17 protein-coding genes are annotated in these 24119 nt (G+C 46.6%); all 17 read right to left on the bottom strand.

The genetic code is table 11. The annotated features are described in order from the left end of the window. Positions 1-9: 9 nt before the first annotated feature. The 17 genes from ABDB91_RS19195 to ABDB91_RS19275 all read right to left on the bottom strand — a co-directional run bounded on the left by ABDB91_RS19195 (position 10) and on the right by ABDB91_RS19275 (position 23931). Entirely contained in the window at positions 10-1212 is a 1203-nt protein-coding gene (locus ABDB91_RS19195; RefSeq protein WP_347489322.1) for a glycosyltransferase, read from the bottom strand. A gap of 125 nt (positions 1213-1337) precedes the next feature. Further along, positions 1338-2120 (bottom strand): DapH/DapD/GlmU-related protein, encoded by a 783-nt coding sequence (locus tag ABDB91_RS19200; protein WP_347489323.1) that lies wholly within the window; start codon positions 2118-2120, stop codon positions 1338-1340. Further along, the gene (locus ABDB91_RS19205) at positions 2117-3223 is read right to left on the bottom strand and encodes a DegT/DnrJ/EryC1/StrS family aminotransferase (RefSeq protein ID WP_347489324.1); all 1107 of its coding nucleotides are present in this window, start codon (positions 3221-3223) and stop codon (positions 2117-2119) included. Before ABDB91_RS19205 ends, ABDB91_RS19200 begins: the two co-directional genes overlap by 4 nt. Before the next feature lie 56 nt (positions 3224-3279). Further along, positions 3280-4260, bottom strand: a complete 981-nt coding sequence (gene rfbB, locus ABDB91_RS19210) for a dTDP-glucose 4,6-dehydratase (protein WP_347489325.1) — start codon at positions 4258-4260, stop codon at positions 3280-3282. Beyond that, positions 4257-5132: a glucose-1-phosphate thymidylyltransferase RfbA gene (gene rfbA / locus ABDB91_RS19215; RefSeq protein ID WP_347489326.1), complete on the bottom strand. Its 876-nt coding sequence runs from the start codon at positions 5130-5132 to the stop codon at positions 4257-4259. The genes rfbB and rfbA overlap by 4 nt, the downstream gene beginning before the upstream one ends. A gap of 10 nt (positions 5133-5142) precedes the next feature. Beyond that, on the bottom strand, positions 5143-5547 hold the full coding sequence (locus tag ABDB91_RS19220) for an FdtA/QdtA family cupin domain-containing protein (protein WP_347489327.1): 405 nt from the start codon (positions 5545-5547) through the stop codon (positions 5143-5145). Between the two features lie 32 nt (positions 5548-5579). Continuing rightward, complete coding sequence (locus tag ABDB91_RS19225) at positions 5580-6533, bottom strand: glycosyltransferase (RefSeq protein WP_347489328.1); 954 nt, start codon at positions 6531-6533, stop codon at positions 5580-5582. Next, positions 6530-7630, bottom strand: a complete 1101-nt coding sequence (locus ABDB91_RS19230; protein ID WP_347489329.1) for a glycosyltransferase — start codon at positions 7628-7630, stop codon at positions 6530-6532. Before ABDB91_RS19230 ends, ABDB91_RS19225 begins: the two co-directional genes overlap by 4 nt. A 23-nt stretch (positions 7631-7653) precedes the next feature. Continuing rightward, on the bottom strand, positions 7654-8793 hold the full coding sequence (locus tag ABDB91_RS19235; RefSeq protein WP_347489330.1) for a glycosyltransferase: 1140 nt from the start codon (positions 8791-8793) through the stop codon (positions 7654-7656). Positions 8794-9044: 251 nt separating this feature from the next. Further along, positions 9045-10601: an undecaprenyl-phosphate galactose phosphotransferase WbaP gene (gene wbaP, locus ABDB91_RS19240; RefSeq protein WP_347489331.1), complete on the bottom strand. Its 1557-nt coding sequence runs from the start codon at positions 10599-10601 to the stop codon at positions 9045-9047. A 79-nt stretch (positions 10602-10680) separates the two neighbouring features. Further along, the gene (locus tag ABDB91_RS19245; RefSeq protein WP_347489332.1) at positions 10681-13095 is read right to left on the bottom strand and encodes an O-antigen ligase family protein; all 2415 of its coding nucleotides are present in this window, start codon (positions 13093-13095) and stop codon (positions 10681-10683) included. Between the two features lie 448 nt (positions 13096-13543). After that, positions 13544-15223, bottom strand: a complete 1680-nt coding sequence (locus ABDB91_RS19250) for a DHA2 family efflux MFS transporter permease subunit (RefSeq protein WP_347489333.1) — start codon at positions 15221-15223, stop codon at positions 13544-13546. Beyond that, positions 15213-15836, bottom strand: a complete 624-nt coding sequence (locus ABDB91_RS19255; protein ID WP_347489334.1) for an HlyD family efflux transporter periplasmic adaptor subunit — start codon at positions 15834-15836, stop codon at positions 15213-15215. The genes ABDB91_RS19250 and ABDB91_RS19255 overlap by 11 nt, the downstream gene beginning before the upstream one ends. Before the next feature lie 382 nt (positions 15837-16218). Continuing rightward, entirely contained in the window at positions 16219-19350 is a 3132-nt protein-coding gene (locus ABDB91_RS19260) for an efflux RND transporter permease subunit (RefSeq protein WP_347489335.1), read from the bottom strand. A gap of 4 nt (positions 19351-19354) precedes the next feature. Continuing rightward, entirely contained in the window at positions 19355-20491 is a 1137-nt protein-coding gene (locus tag ABDB91_RS19265; RefSeq protein WP_347489336.1) for an efflux RND transporter periplasmic adaptor subunit, read from the bottom strand. A 149-nt stretch (positions 20492-20640) separates the two neighbouring features. After that, on the bottom strand, positions 20641-21129 hold the full coding sequence (locus tag ABDB91_RS19270) for a MarR family transcriptional regulator (protein WP_347489337.1): 489 nt from the start codon (positions 21127-21129) through the stop codon (positions 20641-20643). 366 nt (positions 21130-21495) lie between these two features. Continuing rightward, complete coding sequence (locus ABDB91_RS19275; protein WP_347489338.1) at positions 21496-23931, bottom strand: S-layer homology domain-containing protein; 2436 nt, start codon at positions 23929-23931, stop codon at positions 21496-21498. Between the last annotated feature and the right edge of the window lie 188 nt (positions 23932-24119).

The raw sequence follows: 24119 nt of genomic DNA on the forward strand, positions 1-24119 counted from the left end.
CGCTTAACTTTAAAACTGTCTAGATTTAATCTTCATTATCAGGTTCGTGATAACCATTCCCACACTTGTTAAAAACGCGCAACAGCCTAATACCATAAACAATAAGCGAAAAACATATGATAGAGCATCATCAGGTATGCTCATAATACTGGCTGTTATAAACGACATTAAAGTACCTGCAAAAAACAGGGCAATGTGGTTTTTCCTTGAAAATTTATATGCTGCATTATGCAGAATACGATTATAATTTCTGATTTTAACTTTCTTTTTTGCTTCGTTTTGTTCAGACTGCCATCTCCGAACTTTTGCTCTTTTAACTATTTCCTTTCTTTTCGCTTGCTCTTCTTTCTTTTGCAGCTTATCAAACTCCTTATTATAGCATTTTATCCGATAATCATAAAAATCAAGAATTTTCTCTGCCTTTTCTTGGGATAGTTGCTCAAGATAAGGAAGTATCTCCTTATCGTAAATGAATTTAAAATCGCTAAGGTATGCATAAAATACCTTATTGGAATTTGCAGTATTTCCATGGCTTACGCCACCGTCCCTGTGCTTCATAGAAACGATGTCAAGCCAGTGAATCTTAATTCCCATCCTGCAAGCACGAAGATGCGTTGACCAGTCCTCAACAATTCTATATGTCGAGGAAAGTTCACCGATCCTCTCAAAAAATGATTTACGGCAGAAGCATAAAGCTGGTATAAAGCACCTTAACGCCAGTTCTTCAAAAAGTTCCTTAGGTGACAGCTTTTTTATAAGTTCAATATCATCAGCGGAAACAAAGTCTTTATGTTTTTTCTGCAGTTTCAAATCCCACATTTCTGCCTGAGCAGTTATTATCTGAGCAGAATCCCCAAGGCGTTCCATTTCATTTACGAAATTCGTAATAACACTTGAGTCGAAAAATACATCGTCGCCTGCAATGGCTACGACATATTCACCCGTGCATTTTTTACGAACGTACTCAAGATGCCCGACGGTACCCATATTCTTTTCATTTACATTAATTAAAACATTTTCCGCCTTGGGAACTCTAGCATTATTCATGAAGTGAATAAGCTCATCAACAGGAAAATAATCAGAGGAATCGTCACTAATAACTATTTGTATCCTTGGATAGTCCTGTGCAATAACAGACCATAACGTTTCTTTCAAATATTGATAATTGTTATAGCAAAGGATAATTACGCTCACAAGAGGTTTCTGAAGCACTACCTTCTCCTCCACAGCTTAAATTTTGCTATGTTCCTGAGATTAAAAACATGTAACTCCACTTTAGGTGACTGTTTAAGCTAATTAATTACATAGCGTATAATTGAAAACTCGATAAAACAACCTTATTTGTCTTTTGCAACCCATTTATCGTATCCGATACCATGCCACGGCATTCCTCTGTCAAAAGTATACCGCCATGGGTACACCGCCTCACCCGTCGTCCGGTTCTTTATCTTTGTTATGTCGCACATTTCTTTTGCCGGATTTCCTCCATATACTTTCATGCCGGGTACATCTTTTGTTACGATAGCTCCTGCAGCGATAAGACTGTCTTTCCCGATATCAACTCCAGGTAATATGATTGAGCCCGTTGCAATAACGGCATATTCATTTACCGTTACACCAAGCAACTGCTCCGAAGGCGGATTGGGATCATTAGTTAGAACAACATATGGAAATATCCATGCATATTTTTTTATAACGCTTTTCATTCCTATATGAACATTGCTGTGTAAGTTAACATAGTCTTCTATTATACAGTGCCCCTGTATATCACTCAGAGTGCCGATTCTTACATTGTTGCCTATTATCGCCTTTTCTCTTATTGTGACTCTGTGACCAGTTTGAAAATGATCTCCTATTACGCTATCTCCATATAGAATGGTTTCACTCCTTATTATTGAATCTTCTCCAACAATAAGCGGGTGATATTTATTTTTACTATCCCTATAAAAATCAGCAAGATATTCTCCCAAAATACACCGTGCACCAATGTAAGTATTCCTTTTAATATGGACATTATCACGGATTATTACATTATAATCAATATATACACCGTCTTCTATTATTACATTATCACCTATGATAACATTATCAGCAATATATGCCTGTTCGCTAATACTCATGTCTGCACCACCCTAAACTTATTAAGCGCATTAATGATGTAGTTGATCTCTTCATCCGTCATTCCCCAATAGATAGGAAGACTTAGCTCCGTATCAGCCAGTTCTTCGGCAATAGGATAAGTTCCACGTGGTAACTCATAATGAGAAAATGCTTTTTGGAAATGCATTGGAACGGGATAATGTATGTTAGTTTCAATTCCTTTATCTTTCAGGTATTTCTTAAGATTGTCACGTTTATTGCATCGTACAGCGAAAATGTGCCACACATGATCTCCTGTCTTTACTACGGGCAGCTTGATCTCCGGATGTTTAATTTCATTGAGATAACAGCCCGCTATCCTCTTGCGGTCTTTGTTCCATTTTTCCAGATGAGGAAGCTTAGCTGAAAGGAACGCGGCCTGCACCTCATCCAGACGTGAGTTGACACCCATATATTTGTGTATATATTTGATCTTTGAACCGTAATTACCAATAGCGCGAATTTTACCTGCCAGCCTTGCATCGTTGGTGGTAATACCGCCCGCGTCGCCAAGCGCTCCAAGGTTTTTCCCGGGATAAAAACTGAATGCCGCCGCGTCACCGAGCGACCCGATACGTTTTCCTTTATAAACAGCGCCATGAGCCTGGGCGGCATCCTCTATGACTTTCAAGCCATAGCGCCGTGCAATTTCACATATCCCATCCATGGAAGCAGGTTGCCCGTACAGGTGAACGGGAAGTATGGCCTTAGTACGCTCGGTGATTGCTTCTTCAATGCGGGAAGGCTCTAAAAGGGCCGTATCCGGGTCAATTTCAACAAAAACTGGTTTCGCTCCGGCGTATTCCACGGCCAGAGCAGTTGCAATAAATGTGAAGGAAGGTATGATTACTTCGTCACCCGTTCCAATTCCCATAGCTTTTAAAATAATTGTTATGGCATCAAGGCCATTTCCGCAACCAATGCAATAGTCTGTTTCACAATACTTCGCATAGGCATCCTCAAATTCCTTGACGGAGCTTCCCTGAATGAACCAATCACCATTAAATACTCTTTTAAAAGAACCTATCAATTCGTCATGCAATTCTTCATGCATAAAATGAACGGTAGACCATGGTATTTTCATATTCTTTATCTCCGGTTTAATAGTTATCTGTTAATATACATGTGTTCATAATATTTTTAGCATTCACCGCTGATGATACGCTCCCACCATGCTTTATTATCAAGATACCAACGGATGGCCATCCGGATTCCTTCGTTAAAGGCTGTGGACGGCAACCATCCCAGTTCTCGGTATATTTTCGATGGGTCTATGGCGTACCTCAGATCGTGTCCTGCGCGGTCTTTAACAAACTCGATCCGGCCCCGGCCCAGTTCGTGAATGATCGTTTGAACAACCTCCAGATTGGTCCGTTCATTATGTCCCCCGATATTATAGATTTCACCTTCTTTTCCGCACCGGATAATCAAATCAATCGCAGAACAATGGTCCTTAACATATAGCCAGTCCCGTACATTTTCGCCGGTCCCGTACACAGGAAGCGGTTTATCATTCAAAGCATTTGCTATCATCAGCGGAATAAGCTTCTCGGGGAATTGATACGGTCCGTAGTTGTTTGAACACCGGGAAATACTGACCGGCACCTTGAATGTGCGAAAATATGCCAGAGTAAGCAGATCCGCGGATGCCTTTGAAGCCGAATAAGGCGATGAAGCATGTATCGGGGTTTCTTCTGTAAAGAACAGGTCAGGACGGTCGAGCGGAAGGTCCCCGTATACCTCGTCGGTTGAAACTTGATGAAACCTGCCTATGCCAAAAACGCGGCAGGCATCCAGAAGCACCTGTGTTCCCATAACGTTAGTAGTAAGGAACAAAGCCGGATTTTCAATCGAACGATCAACATGGCTTTCCGCTGCGAAATTGACCACTATATCAGGTTTCTCTGACTCAAATATATCGTATATAGCTTGTCGATCCGCTATATCGGCTTTTATAAAGTTAAACGCCGGGTTGGACATTACGCTTTCCAAAGTTTCAAGGTTACCGGCATATGTAAGCAAATCTATACATACTATGCTGTCTTCTGGGTGCTTTTCCAGCTCATAAAGAACAAAGTTACCGCCGATAAATCCGGCACCCCCGGTCACCAATATTTTCATATTATTTTTCCTTCCGCTACTTTTTTCAGGTGGACGCCATAAGGGGATTTTCCATAGGATTCCGCATGCTTTATAAGGGCTTCTTTTGTGATCCAGCCGTTTCTGTATGCCACTTCCTCCAGAGCCGAAATGGTAGTTCCCGTCCGGTTTTGTATCACCTTAACGAATTCGGTTGCATCTGCCAGACTGTCCATTGTGCCCGTATCAAACCAGGCATAGCCGCGCCCAAGAGTTATAACATTCAAGCTTCCTTCATTTAAATACATACGGTTTAGATCGGTTATTTCAAGCTCGCCTCTTGCCGAGGGTTTGACATTTTTAGCCCATTCTGTTACCCGCTCGTCATAAAAGTATAAGCCGGTCACACAATAATTGCTTTTCGGGTTCGACGGCTTTTCTTCTATAGATAAAGCTTTTCCGTTACTATCTATCTCCACTACACCAAAACGTTCCGGGTCATCGACATAGTATCCGAACACTGTGGCGCCATGCTCCGTTGATGCCGCCTTCCGCAGACAATTAACCAGTCCTGCTCCGTAAAAAATATTATCTCCCAAGATCATGGCGCAACGGTCGCCGGCAATAAACTTTTCGCCTATAATAAATGCCTGGGCAAGACCGTCGGGAGACGGTTGCTCGGCATAGCTGAGCGATAAACCATAACCGCTCCCATTGCCCAACAAACGTTCAAAATTCGGCAAATCGTGGGGAGTTGATATAATAAGCATTTCCCGTATTCCCGCCATCATCAACACGGAAATCGGATAAAAAATCATTGGTTTATCATACACCGGCAAAAGCTGCTTAGATGTAACTTTAGTCAACGGGTAAAGACGGGTGCCGCTACCTCCAGCCAAAACAATTCCTTTCATACTACTGCTCCTAAATTATATTTTTCAATGAACTTAGGAATTCACCGTAATCACGTATATAATCACATTCGTTATAATAATCAGAGGCCAACACCATCAGAACTGTCCCTTGCGAAAAATCAAATATTTCACGCCATATATTACTGTTCACCAGCAGCCCTTTGTCTGGAGAATCCAACAAAACCTCCGCTTTCTCTGTGCCATCGTCCAACATTATCTTGCATGATCCGTGGGGACAGAACATCACCTGCCGCAGCTTTTTATGTGCGTGAAATCCACGCCGCGTTCCTTCGGTCACATCAAAAATATAATAGATTCGTTTAATTTCAAACGGGATATCTTTTAATTGTTCTACTGCGATCAAGCCACCCCGAATGTCTGAATGCAGCCGGAATTTGATTATCTGAATGTCCATTTTTCACTATCCTTTATTTATACATCTGTTTTTTAAGGGCATAACTTCTTATGAATTATCCCCGGTTCCCGGAGAAAACTCCTAAGTGTAGTAACCGGATACTTTGAGTAAAACCAAATACCGAGCAGCAAGAGCTTAATTTTTTTATTTTGATATTTCTTGCAATAATACTCATATTTCCTGGCCCTCTTATGCCGCGCGATATATTTGAAGTATCTCTTTTTATCTCTTCGTAGGTTATTCGAAGTAGATTTTATAACTAACTCAAAGATATTGTTAAGATCGTTTTCATACGCTATATTAATATTTTCCGGCGCGCTGACACCTCCGGTACGATGCCTAACGGCCACCCGGTCCCAAAATCCGATAGTCCCGTTCCGGCTCCATATCGTCAAAATCATGGGAGCGTCCTCTATCAGCCTGAACCTTTCGTCATGCAGGCCGAATTTTTCTATGAACCTTTTCGTCCTAGCTATACAACAGCCGGGCACAAAGAATTCCTGAATATATAACTCAAACAACTCGCGGGCGGATCTTGTTTTGAGAAGCTCAGCCTGCTTCAAATAAGGCCTTGTTTCGATATACTGTGTCATCGTGCTATCATAGTCTTCACAAAAAGCTGTCATTATTTCTGAGGAGCTTTCTTTGAAGGCCTTCGTCCATCCCGATAATACCGAGCTATCTGCAAAGCGATCATCGCCGGCCAGAGTAAAAATAATTTCTCCCTCCGCCCTTGAAATAGCATTGTTCAGCGAACGCACAGTCCCCTGGTTTACATCATTATGAATTACGATGCATTCCCTGATGTTTGAAGCACTCTTTCCAGATATATAGACATCTATCGTTTCTGCAGTAAGACCAGGAGTCCCATCATCATAGACAATCAGTTGAACATTATCGTAATCCTGTTCTAAAACCGAGTCCAACGCTTCATACAGGGTAGTACTTTTATACGATAGTAAGATCACACTGACAAGTGGTTTCATAGCGGCTCCCCCATTATAAATAACGAACGTATTGTTTTAGCAACGGATACAATATCATATCCCGACCGCTTAAGAATCTCTGCGGTTTCCATTCTTGCTGTGCCCCGGCTTGCCAAGATGTGCTCCGCCCAAATCTCCGCTCCTGCATCAAGAGAAAGAAATTTAGCCAACTCCGTGGGCCCAGCTTCACGAGGCATTCCGGTCGAACACAGCACAGGCAGGCCTGCAGCCTGCGCTTCTATCGCTACAATTCCAAAGCCTTCAACGAAAGATGGAATAACAAGCACATCCATAGCCCAAAGCAAATGTGGCACATTCTCACTTAGTCCATAAAAAAGTACCTTATCAGACAGGCTTAATTTTTTCGCTTTTTCTTTAAGGCAGAATCTCTCCTCACCTTCACCAACCAACATTAAAACCGCCTCCGGACATTTTTCATGTAAACACATTAATATATCCAGAAGAAAGCTTTGGTTTTTTTCGGAACTCAAACGTCCAATATTTCCTATAACATAGCAGTTTTCGAGTCCCAACTTCAGTCGTATTTTCTCACGTATTACCAAGTTAAAAATAAACCGATCGGTATTGATTCCATTAGGAATAAATCGATAATTTATTCCTTTGGGAAACACAAAACTAGCAGCTTTACCGGAACAGGCCCAAAATTCCGTAATGTACTTGCTTAGCATATTTTTTGATACCCTATGTAAAAATAATTTTAGTTGGCGTGTAATACTGGGCCGCAGACCTGAACCGTGGGCATGTGCAATACGGACCGGTACGCCAGCCCGTTTCGCATATCGAGCATATAACAACGAAAGTGCCTGGTAAATATTCAGATGAACGACATCATATTTGCGTTCTTGCAAAAGAACCTGGAATGCCGCAAGGTTTTTACGCAACTTCCTCGTACTACCGGAAAGGACTTTAAAGCCCAAACCCATGGCTCCTACCCTGGGCATATATAAATCTGAGGTCTTTTTTTCCGCAACTATATCAATCTCCAAGCCGGATCTATCCATATGCTCCAACATATTCAGCAAAAATGATTCGATCCCGCCCGTACCCCAAATTTCACAAAAACAGCAAATCTTCAAGATTCAGCATCCTCTGTCATATACTAAAATCCCCCATACCTATTTATCACCGCTGACCTCACTAGCTCCAACCCATATTTACGGACCCTCATCCTGTTCTCATCGCCTAGCACATATCTCAATGCCTCATCACGGCAAAGTGTCAACAACATTTCCGTCAGCGCCCTCTCTTCCTCTAAATTGTATAAGAAACGTTCCTGTAGCCCACCCAGCAAATCAGTATGCCCCTTTATCCGGGACGCCACTACCGGCAAACCGCAGGCCATGGCTTCCATCACGTTAAAGGGCAACCCCTCGCTGCGGCTTGTAGAGACCGCCAAATCGCAAATGCGATATAAGGATGCCATATCTGAAACATGTCCCAAAAAGCAAACGCGGTCGTTCAGACCGTATCGTTGGGCCATTTTCTCACACCGGGCTTTCAATGCTCCGTCCCCCGCCAGCAAAAGCTTCAGTGAAGGTTCCGCAGCTGCCGCCAGAGCAAAGGCACGGATCAATTCTCCCTGGTTTTTGCGTTTGCTCATTTCCGCGGCATAGACGATCAGAAAATCATTTTCTTTGTAGCCGGCAGCAATTTTTAGTTTCTTTTTTTCTTTATCACTTACACCGGAGAATTTTGAAAGATCCAGTCCCATCCCGGGAATAAAGGTAATTTTTTTTCCCAGCTTATATCGCTTCGCCAGCCTGTGATCCACGCTGTTCATCACCATCAGCACATCGGTTACCGGTGCCAGCAGTCGCTCCACCCAAAGGTAGGGAAGTTCGGAAAGCCGCCTTTTCTCGTTAAAGAAATATCCGTGGGAAGTGTACACGATATTTCCGCAGCGTCGCTTTCCCGCCAGCATCACGGCGAGACGGACTACAGCGCCGGCCAGGGTGGTATGAGCGCTGATAATGTCATACCGATTTTCAATTATAAGCCGCTTAACGGCAAATATGGCACGTAAATTTTCGATGGCCAACAGGTTTTTCTTAATTGGCAGCTCCAGTACATTATCCGCATAGGGAATTTCCGCCGCACCGTGGTCGGCGCCAGCACCAGCGCCAGCCACGGCTACATCCACCCGCCAGCCCTGTTCTTTAAAAAACTGCAGGTAGGGCAGGTGGAAGTTAAGGATATGCGATGAAGTTGAAGCGCAATAGAAAATCCCTTTGTCCATCATTATCATCTTTCATTCGAAATTTATCCTTCCGACCTATCTATCCTACTAAGTAGTTCAGATTGCTTTTCTTCCGGTATGCTTTTCCAACTGTCATTGCGAGCGCAAGCAAAGCAATCCCAAACTGCAAGGCCGGTTCCCAAAGAATGCGGGCTACAAAGCGGAGATTGCTTCGTCGCTTCGCTCCTCGCAATGACAGACGTCCAAACCACATTGCAAGTTTATTCATTGCAATGAGGGACTGCACTATATTCTCAATACGCCCCCTTACGGGCAATAACAACGCTGATGGTACGTATAAGCAAAGTTATATCCAGCCATAATGACCAATTGCGTATGTACCAGGTATCAATTTGCACCCTGGTCTTGTAGTCCACGTCATTTCTTCCGTTAACCTGCCATAAACCGGTAATGCCGGGCAGCACTTGATAATAATTATCAATACTGGTGCCGTACTTGATTATTTCATCACGGACTATCGGCCTGGGTCCGACCAGGCTCATCTCTCCCTTTAGAACATTTATGATCTGGGGCAATTCGTCCAAGCTTGTTTTACGCAGAAAGCCGCCGATACGGGTAACCCGGGGGTCATCCTTCAACTTAAAATCCCTGTTCCATTCTTCATAGGCATCCTGATTACTTTCCAATAGCTCACCCAAAACCTGCTGCGCATTACTGACCATGGTCCTGAATTTTAAACAATTGAATTCAACGCCACCTTTCCCCAAACGGCGGTGAGTAAATATAACCGGTCCTTTGGATTCAATTTTAATCAGGGCGGCAATCAAAATCATAAACGGCAATAGACATGTAAAAATAACTAAACCGGCGGACAAATCAAATACTTTTTTAATAAAAATGTTAAATTTATCGTTCAGATTATTTTTGATGTCCAACAGCAACGTGCGTTCGTTAAACAGGTACTGTACGCCGACCCCTTCCATAGCCATACCGAAAAGATCGGGCACCACCATTAAGTTGCGCGCCTTACGCTGCAACCGATTAACCAATTGGACGAGTTTCTTGGACGGCATGCCGGGTACGGCTACTATAACATCACGGACGCCGCTGCGTTCCATAATGATTTCGGCATCGCCCAAGTTACCCAGCACGGGAACTTCTTGCCCCGAAGCCAGTCTGGGCGGGTGCAAATGCTTAATTTTATCATCATCCAAAAAGCCCACCGGTTTGTAGCCCAGGGTAGGTTCATTGTCAAGGGCGTTAAGGATTAGCCTGCCTGTTTCCCCGGCGCCAACGATAAGAACCGGTTTTTCCCAGATATGCAGCTTTGCCAGCAGTAACTTGCCAAGATAGCGAAAGGTTGGCACAATAAATATACTAACCACCCAGGAAAGCATTACTGTGGTCCGCGAAGTGCTATCGCCTTGCTTGGCCAAAAATACTATACACATAGTCAGCAGAAAAACCAGGGTGGCGGTTTTAACTATTTGGCCGGCTTCCTGCCAGTAAGGAAGACGCTTGGTATACGTCTTTTCAAAGATAAAAAACAAGCAGCCCAGAAAAGGTACCCACCAGATACTACGAAAAATGAACGTTAAAGATGGCAATTCCGGAAAAACTTTCACTACAGCAGGCAGCAAAAGCAACCTCACCGAATAGGCAATTAAAATACTTAAATAAAAGGCCAATATATCATTAAAAATCAGCAGGGGCACGGCCAATAACCGTAGCTTGGCATTGCGCGCCACCGTCATATGCAGAAGAAAATCATATCCGGCAGCAGGGCAAGTACCGTCTGCTGCACGGGCGGCATTACTTTCCATAGTTTTTAACCTCTGGTCATAACTCATATAACCATAAAGCCCCTTAAACAAGGTTTTCTTAAGCTATTCCGACCAACCCTATAATCATATCATAACATTTAAAACCTTACAGAACCGGAATTTCCTTAAAAGCTTCGTATTGTTGAGCATATTCCGGGATAAGTTTGTCTGCTTCATCCAGAAATTTTTTCGACTGTTCGGCACGGCCATCTTTCTCATACAGCAACGCCAACCATACCAAGGCCCGGCCTTTGACATCCTGCATTTTCGAGTTTGATGCCCGGGACAGATATTCCCGTGCTTCGGAAAAGCTGCCCTGAAAATAGGCTGCCTGGCCCAAAGCGAGACGAATCTTGTCAGTCAATGTCAATGCCGGTCCCTGCCACATTTCAAGATCCCGGTCACTTAAAGACGCCACCTGCCGGTCAATCATCCCAGCAACACCGGCTGCCCGGCCGAGGTGCTCCCGGGCAGCATCACTTTTGCCGGTGGTCAATTCTCTTACGCCCAGGTTTACGTAATCTTGGGCATATTCTTCATAAGTTTCTATGTTATTAGGCGCCAACGATACGGTATTTTCAATTTCCGCCACCGCCAAATCATGATCGCCGCCGGCCGCGGCTATTTTAGCCAGGTTGGTGCGAGCCGCAAAACCGTATGGACTCAAGTCTACCGCTTTCCGGGCCTCAACCAGCGCTGCATTGTTTTTACCCAGCCCATTGTAAACCTGAGAAAGGATAATCCGGTACTTGGCGCTAAAGGGGTTGTAAGCAACAGCCTTTTCCAGGCTTTCAAGCCCCCCGTTGACATTATTTGTCCCTAAACGGTACATTCCCTGATCATATTTATTGGCTGCGTCCAAAAGACATGCGCTCATCAGAAATATGACCAGCGATACTGCCGTGACCGCAACAAGGGGCACAAATTTTACGCCGGGACCGGTTTGTTTTTTGCGGCGTTCTTTCTCAACCCCGCCCAGCCGCGGCAAAGCCGAGACAATGCCAAATACACTCCACAGAACAAGAGTTATAGCCGAAAGAGAAAGATCGAAATCAATCAGGGCATGTCCGGAGATCATCAAAAAAATCATTACCAGCAGCCATACCAACCGCCGTGTGTCTCGGTCCACGCTCTTACGCAGCAGCAAATAAGACGAATACATAAACGCCAGCCAGATGCCCAACACGATACCCACACCCGGAATTCCCGTTTCCACGCCCACCTGGAAGTAGTAGCTGTGCACCTCCCGAGTGGTGTAACGGTATGTCAGGTAAGCTTCGTAGGCTTCCTTCCAGCCTCCGCCGCCCCAACCCAACAGGGGATGCTCGCTTATCATTTCCCGCGCGCAATCCATATAGTAAAAGCGCTGGTAAGCGTTGTGCAAATATTCGGCGTTGGTCACTTTGGCAACGACTTGTGGTTTCCCGGCGATAAAAATCCCGCCGGCCACGATAACAATGGCTGCCAAGGAGGCAAAAGCCAGAATAAACTTTTTACCGTCGTCCATCCAGCGGCTGAATACATAACGGTCAATCAGGGTGAAAACCAGCTGCCCGGTCAGGGCCAGAACCACACCGCCACCGACCCAAAGCCAGGCGGTACCGTATTGCTTATCCTGAACCAGGGGAATAAACCTGCTCATTACGACATAAGCGGTTATTCCCAGATAACCCGATATCAGTGATGCGCTCAGGCGCCTTTCATTCCCCGCAGCTATCAGATACAATACAAGGACTACGCCAAATACCAGAATCCCGGCCCGGGACTTACTGCCTAAAAGCAGGGCCAGCAACAAGAAATTGCCGGACACATAAAAGAAACCGGAGTTTTTTGCCCAGAACAGTTCCAGCTGGCTAATTCCCTTGGCATTGGCCGTTTTCGACAAAACCGGCCGGCGGCGATCATTGGATAAATGCCACAAGTAAAGCCCCGCAAAGAACACCGCACCCAGATAAACGGCCAGTGCGTTATGATACTGAAAGGTAGACGAAATAAAACCACCAATATCCGAAACATTAAAACCATCGTTAATATGTATAATCCCCGCAGCCGTTGCCAGCCCGGCCAGGGCCACGCCGATGGCGCTGATGTAGATAACGTGCAGCAATTTATGTATGTCTTCTTTATTGCGCACCAATCGTGAGACGGACCAGTAGGTGAGAAAGTAGAGTATGTTCTTGACCACTTCATCTATGGCCAGTCCTTTGTTCACTGCCGTAAATGCGGATATTATGTAAATCACCGGCAGGGCCAAAGCAAAGTAGTCCAGTGGTCCGCGCAGGAATTTACGGTCATTTTGCAGCCAGCGCCACAGGAATGTAAGCCAGAATACCAGAATGACGAAAATAATCGCTTTTTGCTGCCCCGGAGCAAAGAAAAGTCCCTGAAAATAAGGCGGGAAAAAGAGCAGCAGGGCCAGACCCCAGAAGGCTATCTGATGCAGCCAGTCAAATGCTTGCTTATCCTTTACAACCGCTTGGCCGGCGGTTTCCTTTTTTATTCTTTTCTTTTTTGCAGTCATGGCATTGCTCTCCAACATTATTAAAATACATGTTAAATTACACCGGAAATATAATTTTCACGACGTATATTTAGAATAAGGAATGTTGTCCGGTTCTCCCACAATATCCAAATACGGTACAAAAACCGCTGTATAATATTAGACCCCGGCAGGAAGACAGCACGATGAGGCTTAGAACATACTACTACTTCTACAGATTATTACACGTTCCTGCAACATATTAGCTTAAAATTATCGCTATTTCTATATAAAATTAAATAATTAGAAATAAATTTCCGATTAAACATCTATACCGCTAAGCACGGCACCATAAAAGATGAAAGCATGGTTTAGTACGTCATAGCGAACGAAGCGAAGCAATCCCATACTCCGAGATTGCTTCGCTTCGTTCGCTATGATAGTTGCAACAGCACCGCTTATTTGTTATCTACGGGTAAATCAGGCATCCCTAAGGGGCGTATCGCTTCATTTCAATCTCACGCTGAGCCTCCACCCGCTTTTTGCCAAGCAAAAATATCAGCGGCACCGCAAATAAAATAATTATTGTGCCAATTACAAAAGTGTCACCGATACCAAGTGCCATGGATTGCTGCTGCACCGTTAACGCAAGCAGTGCCACCGGGCCGTCCTGCCCGGCCGAAATACCGGAGGCGGCCAATTGAGCGCCTAACAGCTGTATGCTATCCAGAGCCACCGGGTTGGAAAGGCTGGCACTGTCGGTCAGCATTTGCGCGTGGAAAACCTGTCTTTTCAGCATCACCCAGGTTAAAAAAGCTATGCCCATGGATGCTGAAATTTGCCGTACCAGGTTGTTGAACGCCGAAGCCCGGCCGGATAAAAAGGGCGGCAATGTGTTCATACCCGCGGTGGTGACGGGCATCATCATCAGACCCATGCCGGCCGCCCGGATCGTAAGCATCACCTGCAGCCAGTGATAACTGGTATCCATATTGATAACGCGTAATTCGTAAGTGGTGATGATTAGTATAACCATGCCGACAATGCATAAGGGCAGGGCGCCTATTTTATCGTACAGCCGGCCGCTGATAGGCATCATTATGCCACTCATCAGCGCCATGGGCATAAGCAGCAGTCCGGTTTGCATGGGAGTGAGCCCCATTAAGTTCTGCGCGTAAATAGGTATGAGAAAGATAGCTGCAAACAGACCCATGGTTAATATGGCGGTAGTGGCCTGGCTGGCGGCAAACACGGGGTTGCGCAGCAAACGGATATCCAGCATAGGCTGGGGCGTATGCAATTCCCACAGCACGAACAGCAGCAGCATGGAAAAGGCGCTTAACAGCAATGTTACTATGTATTGCGAAGTCCACCCCTTGTCCTGCCCCTCGCTCAAGGCCAGCAACAGGGCAAAACAGCCCAGACCGCTAAGCAAAAAACCTGGCACATCAAATTTTAAATCGTGACGAACGTCAGTTTCCCGGAGAATCAGCCCCGCAAGGAAGACTACCACAAAGCCGATGGGTATGTTAATGGTAAATATAGTATGCCAGGAAAAGTTATCTACCAGATAACCGCCGGCAGTTGGACCGATAGCCGGGGCCAGCATGGCGGTAATGCCCCATACGCCCAGGGCCATGCCTATTTTTTGAGGCGGCACAATGCGAAAAAGCATAGCCATGCTGACCGGGATCATCATACCCCCGCCAATTGCTTGCAGCACCCGAAAGGCCACCAACGAATTGTTGCTCCAGGCAATGGCGCACAGGGCCGACCCCACGGTGAATGCCGCCAGCGTATAAATATACAGCCGTTTATAGCCGAAGCGGTCGCCCAGGTAGCCGGTTACAGGAATAACCACCCCGGAAACCAGCAGATAAGCGGTCATCACCCACTGTATTTTTTCCGCGCCCACTCCAAAAATGGCCATCAGCTTGGGCAGGGCTACATTGACGATACTGCTGTCCAAAATAGCCATAAAACCGCCCGCAACGAGGATAAACAGTTGTGCCCAGGGGATGCGGCCATCGGGCGGCCCCCCGCCAGGTGGCCCAAAGCCCGGCCGGTCCGGCCCACCCGGACCTGGCGGGCCGGATGCACTGCGATTAAGAGTGTCAGGCGTGCCGGAGATTGCCGGTGAAGCCGTGTCGCCGGAAGATTTAGCGCACATGGATTTTCACCACTGCATTAGTGCCGTAAAGCAGTTGTGATCTATCAATATCCTCAAGTTCGATACGCACCGGGATACGCTGCACCACCTTGGTAAAGCTGCCCCCGGAGTTCGCCTGGCTAAGCAGCGAAAAAGTGGACAAAGTAGCCTCGCCAATAAAGTCCACCCGACCGGCGTATACTTGACCCGGCACACTGTCCAATCTGATATCCACCGCCTGGCCCGGTTTTACTTTGTGCAGGTCCGTTTCCTCTATGTTGGCTGTAATATACAATGCATCCGGCCTGACTACCATGGCGACGGCCTGGCCCGCCGCTCCTATTTCACCGGCGTGGGCAGTTTTCTTTATCACCAGCCCGCTTATCGGAGAGCGCACCATGGTTAAATCAATGTTGCCGCCTGTCGGCAGGGCAGTATCATCAAGCCTGGCAATAACCTGGCCGGCCTGTACGAGATCACCCTCCGCCACCTTAACTTCCAGAATCTCCCCGGAGATTCGCGGACTCGCATTGTAAATATCCCCGTCCACTTTAGCATCCTCGGTAGATACATAATGGATATTGTTATACCAGTAATACCAGGTCACCCCGGCCAAGGCGGCAATCAATAGCATTAGCACCGCTATTATAGTTATTTTATTTTTAATAGGCCATCGCCCCCGTCTTAGACTTTTAAAAAATCTAAATTATAGAAAAGGGGATCAGGCATTTTAAAAACCTATCCCCTTTTCCTCTACCAAGTAATTTAGGAAGCCTCAAAGGCTGTCATTACCATGGATACAACCCCTGCGACGATTGAAGTCCGTCATCACAAGGAGCAAAGCGACGCGGCAATCTGCGTTTTACAAGCCCGCATTTCTTCAGAGGCCTTGCTTTGGAGTCCGGAATTGCCTCACTGGGCCCGCAATAATATTGCTTTTTTAAATAGCATCTAATAGCAACGTCTTTGACAAATATCACCACCATTAATTGCAATATCGTCGATTGGGTCAATTTCTATAATGCTTCGTTGGCACTCTTATTTCTTTTGAAAACCTTGGCTCGAAACTTATTGCTAAGGTCGTCCATTAATGTATATACCACCGGTACCAAAACAAGGGTAATCAGTGTGGAGAACAACAGTCCGCCCACCACCACCGTAGCCAGCGGCGCCTGTGATTCCGCACCTTCACCGATACCCAAGGCCATGGGGAACATAGCCATGACAGTACATAAAGCCGTCATTAAAATCGGCCGCAGACGTGTGGGACCGGCTTTTAAAATAGCTTCGTTTCTCTCCAGCCCGCGATGCCGGAGAATATTGACATAGTCGATCAGCACAATGGCATTTTTGACCACGATGCCCACCAGCATAATCACGCCGATAAAGGCCGTTACACTGAAAGTCCGGCCGGAGATCAACAAGGAAAGTATAACCCCGGTCAGGGTAACCGGCACGGAAAACATAATCACAAAGGGGTGCATTAAGGATTCGAACTGGGCCACCATAACCAGATAAACCAGAATAATGGCCAGAACTAAAACCAATCCCAGAGTGCCAAAGGTTTCAGCCATTTGCTCCTGCTCCCCGCCGAATTCCACAAGATAGCCGGAAGGCATATTTATATCCTCTATATCCCGCTCAATATCCTGTGTTACACTGCGCAGATCGCGTCCGGACAGCTGAGAAGTTATCGTAACAATACGAGCCTGGTCTTCACGATTAATCGTATTGGGACCCTGATCCTGCTTAAGTTCCGCCACCTGGCTCAGGGGAATCAGCGTACCCGCGGGCGTCGCTATATTTAAGCCGGACAGTTCACTTTGGGTAAATTCGTAATCGGTTCCGTGTATCTGCACCCGAATATCCACTTCTTCACCGCCCACCCGGTAGCGGGTGGCCACAGTACCATCAATGGCAGTGCGCACTGCGGAAGATACCTCGGCCAGGCTTAATCCGTACATGGAGGCCCGGTCCCTATTTATTATCACGTGCAGTTCGGGGCGTCCTTCTTCCAAGCTGCTGGATACCTCGCGAGTGCCGGGCACCTGCTCCGCTACAGCGACTACCTCGTCACCCAGCTGAGCCAGAACATCCAGGTCGTCACCTCTGATTTTAATTACTATCGGCGCTTCGCCGGTACCCATGCCGGATTCCATGGCCGAAACCTTAATGTCAGCACCCGGAATATCTTTTAGTTCGGCACTTAATTGGTTGGCCAGATCATCGGCAGTTATCTCTCTTTCATTTTGATTTACCAGCTTTAAGATTACTTGCCCCTTGTCCGAACTGTCTCCCCCGACCATTGATCCGCCGCTGCCAACAAGGCAAGTGATACTATCAATGGCCGGCCTGTTTTCCACCACACGCTCAATATCTGTAAGTACCCGGTTGGTTTCATCCAGCGAGGTTCCCTTGGGCATTTCAACATTAATAGTAACATAGCCCTGATCCGTACCGGGCATAAACTCCATCCCCACCACGGGTATGGCAAAAAGAGACAGGACAAATATTACCAGCACTATCAATATGGTCAATTTACGCCTTTTTAAAGCAACTTGCAACAGGCGGCGATAATAATCGTCCAGTTGATTAAACCACCGCTCGGATGCACTGTACAGACGCCCCATGCCCCGGAGTTTTTCCCGGTTGCCGGCCGACTGCTCCTCCCGGCCGGTTTTAGCCGTTTTTAACCAACGGGAAGCCAGCAGAGGCACTATAGTGATGGCTACCGCCAGCGAAGCCAGTATGCAAAAACTGATGCTCAACGCCATCGGCGTAAAAAGCTGGGCGGCCAGACCTTTCGCAAAGATAAAGGGTACAAAAACCGCCACCACTGTCAAGGACGAGGCAATAACCGCCGACCCCACCTCATCCGTGGCCTGCCGGGACGCGATAACCCGGTCCATCCCCGCCTCGCTGTGCCGGACGATATTTTCCAGTACCACAATGGCATCATCAACAATTAAGCCTACACCCAGGGCCAAACCGCCCAGAGTGATCATATTGATAGTCATGTCGCCAAAATATAACAGCACAAAGGCTCCAATGATGGAGATAGGTATAGATGTTGATATAATCAAGGTGCTGCGGAAATTGCGCAAAAATATCAAGACCATTAATATAGCCAGTATACCGCCTATTACCGCGTGGTCTGTAAGGTTATTAATAGATGTCTCAATAAATTCCGACTGATCCATAATAATTTGAAAGTCAACGGAAGGCAGTTCCTGCCCCAGTTTTTCCAGTTCCGCCTTGACTTCCTGGGCCGCCGCCACCGTATTGCCGCCGCTTTGCTTGCTGATCATCAGCATCATACCCGGTTGGCCATTAACCCGGCCGATCTGGGTAACTTCTTTCTGCCCGTCCACCACTTCGGCAACGTCACTCAAGTATACCGGGGATCCCCCGAAGTTGCCCACTACCACACTGCGAATCTGATCCAGGTTTTCAAATTCACCGGTCACCCGCAATAATAAATCACTGCGGCCCTCCCGAAGAGCACCGGCGGAAACATTCCTGTTATCACTGCCCAGGGCAGCGGTAAGAGTATTTAAACTCAGGCCGTAACCATTCAATTTGACGGGATCCACCCGCACCTGAATTTCTCTTTCCCAAGCGCCCATAGAATAAACACTGGCCACACCATTTACCCGTTCCAAACGGGGCTGAATAATGTCGTCCACCGTCTGCTTAAGCTGCATAGGATCTGCACTGTTCACCGCCAAATAAATTATGGGCATCATGGAAAGGTCCGCTTTAATAACAATCGGCGCATCAGCGCCCTCAGGCAGGGCGTCGCGAACCAAATCAATTTGCTCCCGAATTTCCAGTGAAGCGGCATCCATATCCGCTCCCCAATCCAACATAATGGTTACCGTGGAACTGCCCGTCATACTTGTCGAACTAATAGTATCCAAATCGCTTACCGAACTGAGTACCGATTCTATAGGTTTAGTGATCTGTTCTTCAATTTCTTCCGGGCCCACCCCCGCGTAATTGGTCATTACCAGTGCCACGGGTAATTCCATCTCGGGGTACAAGTCAATACTCAACTGGGAAAAAGACACCGCCCCCAGCAAGAGCACTACGGTTACACACACCAAAATCAGCATCGGCCGCTTTATAGAAACATCAGTAATCTTCATATAATCACTTCACTTGGGCCTTTATTTTCACTTTAGTATCTTCTTTGAGCATGTTTTGACCGGAAGTAACCACTTGTTCTCCCTCTTTAAGTCCCTTAAGGATTTGAATCTTCTTACCGTCACTGACACCGACGGTAACCTCGCAGGATTTAACCCGGTCTTTGTTAATAACCCAAACGATATCGGCATCGCCTTTTTTAACAACGGTATCTCTGGGCACCAACAGCGTTTCAGGCAAAGCATTCTTAATTTGCACTTCGGCAAACATGCCGGGTTTAAGAGTGTGCCGGGCATTATCTATTTGCACCTTGATGGGGTAGGCCTTACTGGTGGCATCGGCTGCCAAAGCTACTTTGGCAATCACCCCGGTAAACGGTTTATCCGAAACCGCGCTCACGGTCACCGGCACCTTCTGGCCACGCTCGATTTTATTAATCAAGCTCTCGGTTACAGTGGCTTCAACCTCCACCTTGGACAGGTTTACCACAGTCACTACGGGTGTTTGAGCGGCGGAACTGGCCAATTCGCCCGGGTTGACATTAACAGCAGTTATCACACCGCTCATCGGAGATTTAATTACCGAGTTATTATCTTGCTCCTGGCATCTTTCCCTGGCCAGAACCACGGCGGCCTGAGCAGAAGCCAGCGCAGCGGGAGCCGTCTCCTCATAATTCACTTTGGCTTGCTTATAGGGTATTTCATAAGCAGTTTCAAAACCCGACTGACCGGCCTCGGATATGGCCCCCGAGTCGTATAGCTGTTTACCCCGCTCATAATTGGCGGCAGCCTGTTCATAATTAATCCGGGCTACTTCCAAGCCTGACTTGGCCTGGGCCACACCTTCCTCGGCCTGGCGTACCGCCGCTGCCAGGGAAGCCCTGGAAGTATTCTCCAGGGTAATTAATGTTTGCCCCGCACTGACCTGGCTGCCCACTTCAACATTAACCGCCGCTACCTTGCCGCCCTGCCCGCTGGGTACGACATCCGAAGTCGCCAGGGCCTTCAGTTTACCGGTGACCACGGTGATATCATTAAGCGCGCCTTTTTCCACCCCGGTTGCTTCAACGGGAATGACGGTCTCTTCCTCTCCGGTTTGCTGCTTCTTTTCACCGCAACCGGCAAGAGTTAATATAATGACCAAGCAACCAACTAAAATTAATAACGCCTGTCGTTTTATTGTCGACTACCTCCTTTATGGTGCTTGCTACCAACATATAATCAACAACCCAATACTACGCTTCTGTCCATCATCCACATGCCATGGTTATTCGTGATGGTTATTTATGATGGTTATTCGTGGTTCTTATTCATGATTCTTATTTGACAGCCCCCCCCTTTTTCCTCCAATTTCATAAAATGCAGTATTTTTTCATAAATCTCTATCATATGAAGTAGTTCTTCCTCCTCCAACCGCCCCAAATAGCGTTGAATCACCCGCTGCCTTCCCGCCTGACAATCCTTGACAACGGCGCGTCCCTCATTCGTCAGTTGAAGCCACACCACCCGACGGTCCTTTTCCGACCGACGGCGTTCCACCATCCCCATGCGGCATAGCCTATCCACCTGCGCAGTGACAGCGCTCAAAGACACGCATAACTCATCGGCAACTTCCGATACGGTTCTGCGGCCCTGATCGTAAATCATCTTTAAAACTATAAATTGATTCCCCGTAACGCCTTTATCCATGGTTTGCGCCAATTCCTGATGCATTCTGCGCAGAAAGTGACGGCCCATTTCATCCAAGCGGTCAATGTAGCGAGAAAGAACCTCCCGGCTCAAAATCATCCTCCTCCCTTCGCTGAGTTAAGTAAATTCCGGAAATCCCGACTGATTGTCATTGCTAGCGTTAGCAAAGCAATTCCAGTTATTACAAACATGTTGATAATAATTTAAAAAGTGAATTATTTACTGGATTAAGTTTATTCCTTCAGTTAATCCTTGTCAATTGTTAATAGCATTTTTTTACCGGTACCCGAAGCCCGGCTAATTAAGCCGGAATGCCGCCCTAAAATAAAAAAGGTGTGTCGCGGAACTACTTTCTTAAGTAGCGTGCGAACACTCCCTTTCATTTAGAAAGCAAAAGTGTATAACTAAACAAAAGCCAACCTGTGAAAGGTTGGCTTTTGTTTAATGCCTTTATTGTGTTTATAATTTAATTTCAATTTCGTAAATCATATTCCATATCGTATATATGGAAACCCTATAGCCACTCTTCAGATTGCTCATAGCTAAAGATTTTCCGCTGCTGTTATGGATATATGCATTACTATTCAGACTGTATCTTTCCCAACTGCTTCCTTTCACCAGGTAGACGCTTTCATCATCGCTTTCGACACTAAAGGCCAGCTTGCTGGACACTTCCTCCATAACCCTGAACATATATCCGCCGTCTTTATTTTCTATAACCTCCACCCGGTCGCCAACGGCCAGAGCACCTAGCGAGGAGTATGTTTTACCGTCGTTATTTATCGCGCTGCCGTTACTAAAGGAAAGCGTAGTGGTTTTGCCATTGAATAATTCCAGGCTCACCTTGCCGCCGTTCATATCAAGGAAAGTAACCCGCCCGTACAGCGGGCTAAGCACCTCCACTGATTTCAAATCGTCGCCGCTGAAAACAGCCCGCAGAAGATCGCCTTCATTAATATCATCCACATCGGGATAAGTTACTCCCGGCATAATCAGATCCACTCCGGCTTTTATATAGAGCCGGTCGCTGTCTTCATCGTCATCAACCACATCCACCCGGTCTACGGAGTCCCTAACTGTATCAACCCTGTAAATAACCGTACTGCGCAGGTCAATTTCCATCACTTTATCGCCCGATAACACCAGGTAGGCATATTCGCCTCTTCTAATCTCGTCCACATCATCCCGATTATCTTTACTATTCACGTCGGCACTCTTAGCTATAAAGTAAGTTTTTCTTTCGCCGTTATCCCTTTGGAGTTCCAGGATCAAACTGTCGGCGTCAATGCTGGTAATTATGCCGCCCACCTTATTATCGGTTTCCAGGTATATAATATCTCCGTCCAGCAGACGAATTTTTACATCCATATCCTGCTGTAAATCCTTTAAGTCCGCATCGTCGTCATCATCTACAATAATGCGCGCGTTGCTTAAAACATCATATACAATTAGCGTCCCGTTGCGGTCTTTTAAGGTAATCCGGTCATTAAGCGTGTCCACAGCCATTACCGTCGCGGTAAGATCATCATCAACCCGGCGGCCGGTAACAGACAAGGATGTCACTTCACCATTATTGATGACCGCCGATACCGTATCCCCCTCCCGCACATCGGAAATATATGCACTGGTCATACCGGAAATGCTCACCCGCACATTGGCGGGCAAACTATATACATACAGCTTGCCGTTTACTTCAAGGTTAATAAAGTTATTAGCGGTATTAAGAGTAATTACTTTACCTGTTACGGATAAGTTTGAGGCAATCTCCAAAATCTCTATGCCGATAACTTCGTCGTCTTCAATGGTAACCTTAACCTGGTCGCCTTTAATAATGTCTTCCAAGGTAGGCAATCTGACCCCTTGAGCCGTCACATTGACGTAATTGCTCAACCGGTAAGGCTGCAGCCGATTATCGCCTAATTGAAGGGTTAGGAACCTGTTTTCCAGGTCCAGGTCGTATACAACGCCTTCTGTTCCCAAGCTGCCGCTCCGTGATTTGACGTTAATGCTCATAACATAGCCCTGAGCATCCAAGCCAACATTTACTTCATCTCCCGGCTGCAGAGCATTTAAGCCCTGGCTGCTGGAACCCGCGACAGAAACGGAAGCATTATTCGGCAGGTATAAGGTTTTTAGATTGCCCCCCGCCTCTTCCACAACAAATGCGCTGATTTCCGGGTATACCTTCACTATCAGACCGTTGACCGTACCGGAAACTTGCTGCACGGAGCCGCCGGCGTTTACGCCGGTGTTTGTATTAGTGCCTGCGTCAGGCAATTCGCCGGATGCGCGGCTTAAGAATGAAACCATTTCCGCCCGGGTGACTTTACGATCGGGCTGAAATGAATTATCAGGATAGCCCGCTATAAGATCATTGTCCTGGGCCACCCTTACGTAGTAAATCGCCCAATCCGGTATTTTGTGAATATCGGTAAACACGGGCATTAATAATTCTTCCTCGGCCTGGGCTTCTTTACCGATCATCCGCACCAGCAGCCTGGCCACCCAGGCTCTGTCGGCGTCGCCATAAGCACTGAACTGGTCCGTGTTTTTTATTAAACCATGCTGCAAAGCAAGCCTAATATCGTTTTCCGCATATTCGGGCACCGGGAAGTTAACCTGAGGCAGTGATCCGGTTGAAGAGGCCTGCAGATTCATTGCCCTAACAGCCATACATACTGCTTCGACCTGGCTAACAGATTTGTTGGGCTTGAAGGTTCCATCGGTATAACCGCCTATAACCCCCCTGTCCGACATGGTGCTAATTATATTCGCAGCCCAATGGTCGGCCTTTACATCGGAAAAACCGGCCAATGCCACGCCGCCGCCGGCAATAGACAGCAGCAAGGCCAACGATAAAATCCATAATCCCCTTCGCGGGCTTCGCTTCCTCATAATAAAATTCACTCCCCCGGCATTTTTCTCCTTAATTACTTAATTGAACTTTAATTGCCTGTTTTAACTTCGACACGCATAGCGCCAAGTCCTGTCAAACAAGGAGAAAAAACTAAAATCAATTGCAGTGGGGTCAGGCCCTTTGAATGAGAACAGCATAGCTAAACTATGGCGCAAAGGCCGGGCAA

It is taken from the genome of Desulfoscipio sp. XC116 (assembly GCF_039851975.1).
Lineage (GTDB): Bacteria > Bacillota > Desulfotomaculia > Desulfotomaculales > Desulfallaceae > Sporotomaculum.

Coding starts and splice junctions, on each gene's coding strand:
- ABDB91_RS19200 (WP_347489323.1), bottom strand. CDS start 2,120: ATGAGTATTAGCGAACAGGCATATATTGCTGATAATGTTATCATAGGT.
- ABDB91_RS19205 (WP_347489324.1), bottom strand. CDS start 3,223: ATGAAAATACCATGGTCTACCGTTCATTTTATGCATGAAGAATTGCAT.
- rfbB (WP_347489325.1), bottom strand. CDS start 4,260: ATGAAAATATTGGTGACCGGGGGTGCCGGATTTATCGGCGGTAACTTT.
- rfbA (WP_347489326.1), bottom strand. CDS start 5,132: ATGAAAGGAATTGTTTTGGCTGGAGGTAGCGGCACCCGTCTTTACCCG.
- ABDB91_RS19220 (WP_347489327.1), bottom strand. CDS start 5,547: ATGGACATTCAGATAATCAAATTCCGGCTGCATTCAGACATTCGGGGT.
- ABDB91_RS19225 (WP_347489328.1), bottom strand. CDS start 6,533: ATGAAACCACTTGTCAGTGTGATCTTACTATCGTATAAAAGTACTACC.
- ABDB91_RS19235 (WP_347489330.1), bottom strand. CDS start 8,793: ATGATGGACAAAGGGATTTTCTATTGCGCTTCAACTTCATCGCATATC.
- wbaP (WP_347489331.1), bottom strand. CDS start 10,601: ATGAGTTATGACCAGAGGTTAAAAACTATGGAAAGTAATGCCGCCCGT.
- ABDB91_RS19245 (WP_347489332.1), bottom strand. CDS start 13,095: ATGACTGCAAAAAAGAAAAGAATAAAAAAGGAAACCGCCGGCCAAGCG.
- ABDB91_RS19250 (WP_347489333.1), bottom strand. CDS start 15,223: ATGTGCGCTAAATCTTCCGGCGACACGGCTTCACCGGCAATCTCCGGC.
- ABDB91_RS19255 (WP_347489334.1), bottom strand. CDS start 15,836: ATGCTATTGATTGCCGCCTTGGCCGGGGTGACCTGGTATTACTGGTAT.
- ABDB91_RS19260 (WP_347489335.1), bottom strand. CDS start 19,350: ATGAAGATTACTGATGTTTCTATAAAGCGGCCGATGCTGATTTTGGTG.
- ABDB91_RS19275 (WP_347489338.1), bottom strand. CDS start 23,931: ATGAGGAAGCGAAGCCCGCGAAGGGGATTATGGATTTTATCGTTGGCC.